This window comes from bacterium (assembly GCA_024226335.1).
GTDB lineage: Bacteria > Myxococcota_A > UBA9160 > SZUA-336 > SZUA-336 > JAAELY01.
On sequence record JAAELY010000201.1, the window covers coordinates 1 to 3543 of the forward strand.

The 3543-nt window shown below is 62.0% G+C and carries 6 protein-coding genes; 2 read left to right on the forward strand and 4 right to left on the reverse strand.

Translation table 11 applies throughout. The features are described from left to right. Positions 1–405 (forward strand): MMPL family transporter (locus tag GY725_10125; GenBank protein ID MCP4004540.1); only part of this gene is annotated, 405 nt, incomplete at its 5' end. Here GY725_10125 and GY725_10130 read toward each other — a convergent pair. From GY725_10130 to GY725_10140, 3 genes are read right to left on the reverse strand one after another with little or no spacing between them, the layout of a single operon-like run. Further along, complete coding sequence (locus GY725_10130) at positions 383–829, reverse strand: hypothetical protein (protein MCP4004541.1); 447 nt, start codon at positions 827–829, stop codon at positions 383–385. The two genes, GY725_10125 and GY725_10130, sit on opposite strands and share 23 nt — an antisense overlap. A 15-nt stretch (positions 830–844) precedes the next feature. Next, positions 845–1588: a hypothetical protein gene (locus GY725_10135; protein MCP4004542.1), complete on the reverse strand. Its 744-nt coding sequence runs from the start codon at positions 1586–1588 to the stop codon at positions 845–847. Positions 1589–1611: 23 nt separating this feature from the next. After that, positions 1612–2241, reverse strand: coding sequence for a TetR/AcrR family transcriptional regulator (locus GY725_10140; protein ID MCP4004543.1), 630 nt, complete (start codon positions 2239–2241; stop codon positions 1612–1614). 105 nt (positions 2242–2346) lie between these two features. Here GY725_10140 and GY725_10145 point away from each other — a divergent pair, with 105 nt between their 5' ends. After that, positions 2347–3126 carry an SDR family oxidoreductase gene (locus GY725_10145; GenBank protein ID MCP4004544.1) on the forward strand — a complete coding sequence of 260 codons (780 nt, stop codon included), beginning with the start codon at positions 2347–2349 and terminating at the stop codon, positions 3124–3126. Positions 3127–3152: 26 nt separating this feature from the next. Here GY725_10145 and GY725_10150 read toward each other — a convergent pair whose 3' ends face one another. Continuing rightward, complete coding sequence (locus GY725_10150; GenBank protein ID MCP4004545.1) at positions 3153–3371, reverse strand: MoaD/ThiS family protein; 219 nt, start codon at positions 3369–3371, stop codon at positions 3153–3155. Positions 3372–3543: the final 172 nt, after the last annotated feature.

Below are 3543 nucleotides of genomic sequence, written 5' to 3' on the forward strand. Positions count from 1 at the left end.
ATGGCGGTCAACGGCCTGGGGCTGAACGTGAACACTCTGCCTGTTCAGGCGGTGGGTGTAGGAATCGGTGTCGACTACGCGATCTACATCGTCGATCGCATCCGCCAGGAGACTGCCTTGTGTGGGGACATCGACGAGGCGATACGTCGCGCGATCCGAACGACCGGAATGGCCGTGACCTTCACCGCTACCACGGTGGTGGGCGGTATCTTCTTCTGGGGCTTTTCGAGTCTGCGCTTCCAGTCGGAAATGGCCCAGTTGCTGACGGTTTTGATGGTGATCAATATGGTTGGCGCGATCACGATCGTTCCCGCCCTCTATTCGATCGTGCGCCCCAACGTGGCCCTCAAACAGCTCGATGAATTCGAGAAGCGAAAAGGCGCTACGGCTTCGACATCTTTCTGACCATGAAGCGCATGACCGGAACCAGGACCGGTTGAAGCGCGCGGGCTACGAGTCGCTTCAGCCCCGTGACCGGTGGTGTTTCGGAAGCGGAGCCGAAGTCGTCGATCCCGAGTTCCTCGCGCATATCGACGGACATCATGGCGACCTTGTCGTCGAGCGGAATACCTGTTCCGTCCGCGATGCGCACCATGCGTTCGAAGTTGCCGAGCACCGCGGCGGCGTCGACGAGAGCTTCGACGCCCAGTTCTCGACGGACCGCAGCGCGCGCGTCCGCGAGATCTGCATCGCCCGTGCCCATGGCTGCGTCGATGAAGTCGATGAGTACGCGCTCTCCGGGTACGCCCGATTCGACGGCAGTTCCCTCCGTGACTGCACGCAGATCAACCTTGCTACCAGCAATCTCGCTGCTCGCACGGAGCAGCATGGAGTGTGCGGAGGTTCAGTAGAAGCACTCATTGAGAGCGGCAACCCTTCCCGCAACGAGTTCGATCTGCGGCCGTGTCAGTGCGCGCCCCGGGTCCGCGGCCGGATCGGCGACCTCGAAGTCCTTCATGTACTGCGCAGCTGACAGGATCTTGAGCAAGCGAACCGCGTCGGGTACCAGACTCATGGCGCGAATCACATTGGGTCCCTGACGTCCGTCGAAGAGGTCCGCTTCCGCTGTTCCGGCAGCTGTTCCTCGCAACATCGGGACCCAGCCATCACCGGTCTGTAGCTGGTCCGGGCGATAGCCCGAGGGCAGGCCCGGTGTCGCTTCGGGCAGGGGCTCGAGTGCCAGACCGAGCGCGCGGCCGAAGGCATCGACGCTCTGCACCGCGACCACGATTCCGAGTAACTCCACGTAGTGTCCGTCCGACACCCCCGAAGCATGCAATTTTTCAAGCCAGGACTTCGTGAGCCGGGAGGCATCGGAGACGAGTCGGTGAACCGTATCGATGGCCGGGTCGGGCAAACCGTCGGAGTGATCGTGCTGGCCGTCGACGGCGAACGGAGAGACGGCCTCCTTGCGATCGGCGCACAGCCTGCAATCCCTGGCATTGCGAACCTCGCGTGCGATCGCGATTCGCTCCGCACCCGTCCACCAGCAACCCGCGCGGGAGACCTCCTTCCAGGCAAAGCGGTAGGCCTCGGGAAGGTCGGCGCGAATCGGCAGGTCCGAATCGGAATATGAAAACGCGCTCATTCCGTCTTTCCCCTCTTTCCTGTTCAGCGACGCCCGAGCAAGAGTTGCACGAGAGCATCTGCGTGCTCTTTGACCACTTCGGGCCGGGTCGGGTCGACTCCGCTGACTTCCTCGCACTCTGCGGCCTGGCTGAAGATCAGGCAGGCCGCTCCGACCAGGATATAGTGAAAGCTCGGAGCCGGTAGCATCGGTGCGATGCCGAGTTTCTGCAGGCGTTCGAGCCTCTCGGAGAAATCCCGGTAGAGCGGCTTGACGTGCCTCTGGACCAGCCAGCGCATGCGCGGACCCGGGCGTTTTCCTTCGTCGTTCATCAACTGGATGAAGTGGGGATGAGCCGCCGCGAAATGCACGAGACGCCTCGTCATGTCTTCTAGTTGGTCGCGCTCGCAGCCCGCGGCTGCGCTGCGGGCCGTGGAGCCAAAGGCTTTCGACAACTGGGTGAAGGCAAGATCAACCGCCGTCTTCCAGAGATTTTCCTTCGTGTCGAAGTAGTACTTGATCAGGCCCAGGTTTGCGCCCGCTCGCTCTGCGATATCGCGGGTCTTTGCACCGTCGAAGCCGCGCTCGGCGAAGATTTCGAGCGCGGCGTCGAGAATATTCTGCCGGGTGTTCCTCGATTCTGCAGAAACTCCCGTATCGCTCGCCGTGCTCATATTTTGAAATCAAACCTCTTCCGCCCCGCTTGACGAGGCGCGCCTCCGCGATTATACGACAGAGTAAGTTTGTGTCACAACTTCAAGATGTAGTCGGGGCAGGGAATGGACCTGGGAATCAGCGGCCGGAAGGCAATCGTCTGCGCTTCGAGCCGCGGACTGGGAAAGGCCTGCGCGCTCTCGCTCTCGCGTGAGGGAGCAGAGGTCATTTTGAACGGACGCGATGAGGACTCGCTCTCCAGGGCCGTCGCGGAGATTCGCGCAGCGGGTGGGGCCAAGGTCGACAGCGTCGCTGGGGATATCGCTTTGGAAGCGACCCGAGATGCGCTGGTCGCCGCGTGTCCCGAGCCCGACATACTCGTGAATAACAACGGCGGTCCGCCACCGGGTCGTTTTCAGGACTGGGATCGCGAAACCTGGATCGCCGCGCTGGATGCAAATATGCTCGCGCCCACTTTGATGATTCGTGCAGTTCTGGACGGAATGGTGCAACGCAGTTTCGGACGAATCGTGAACATCACCTCTGCCATGGTGAAGTCGCCGCATCCGTTCATGGGGCTATCGACGGGTGCGCGCTCCGGACTCACGTCGCTCTCGAAGGCGCTTTCGAAACAGGTCGCTGCATCCAATGTCACGATCAACAATATCTTGCCCGAGCGCATCGACACCGACCGTCAGAAGTTCATGGCCGAGATGCGCGCGAAGACCGCAGGTATCACGATTGAACAGGCGTACGAAGAAATGCGTGGCACGATCGCGGCGCATCGGCTTGGACGTCCAGAAGAGGTCGGCGATGCCTGTGCTTATCTTTGCAGCGTCCAGGCGGGTTACATCAGCGGCCAGAATCTGCAACTCGACGGCGGCTCGTACGACGGGTTGATCTAGGAGCCTGGGTCAGACTCCCGGCTCGCTCAACCGCCGGAGATCGACGACAGAAAGATTACTTCGCTGTCGCGGCCGAGGGGCTCCAGGTAGGGATCGTTGTGGATATCGCCGTCGATCGCGACGGCCAGGCCCGAGCGCAGGCGATCGCCGAGTTCTGGGAAGCGCCGTTCCAGCGCCTCGATCAGTTCCCGGACATTTCGCGCCTCGATCTCGATACTCTGTTGCCCCTCCGTGAAGCGTTGCAAGCCGAGAGGGAATTCCGCGAGCGCCACCGGACTAACGAACGGAGTCGATGGCATCGAGTACGCGCGGCGGCGACATGGGGAGATCCCGCAGGCGCGCGCCCGTAGCGTTGTGAAGCGCGTTTGCGACAGCGGCCAGGGGTGCCACGATCGGCGTCTCGCCGACGCCGCGCAC

Bases quoted from the DNA above. Each gene is read 5' to 3' on its own strand.
- GY725_10145 (MCP4004544.1), top strand. From the start codon at position 2,347: ATGGACCTGGGAATCAGCGGCCGGAAGGCAATCGTCTGCGCTTCGAGC.
- GY725_10140 (MCP4004543.1), bottom strand. From the start codon at position 2,241: ATGAGCACGGCGAGCGATACGGGAGTTTCTGCAGAATCGAGGAACACC.
- GY725_10135 (MCP4004542.1), bottom strand. From the start codon at position 1,588: ATGAGCGCGTTTTCATATTCCGATTCGGACCTGCCGATTCGCGCCGAC.
- GY725_10130 (MCP4004541.1), bottom strand. From the start codon at position 829: ATGCTGCTCCGTGCGAGCAGCGAGATTGCTGGTAGCAAGGTTGATCTG.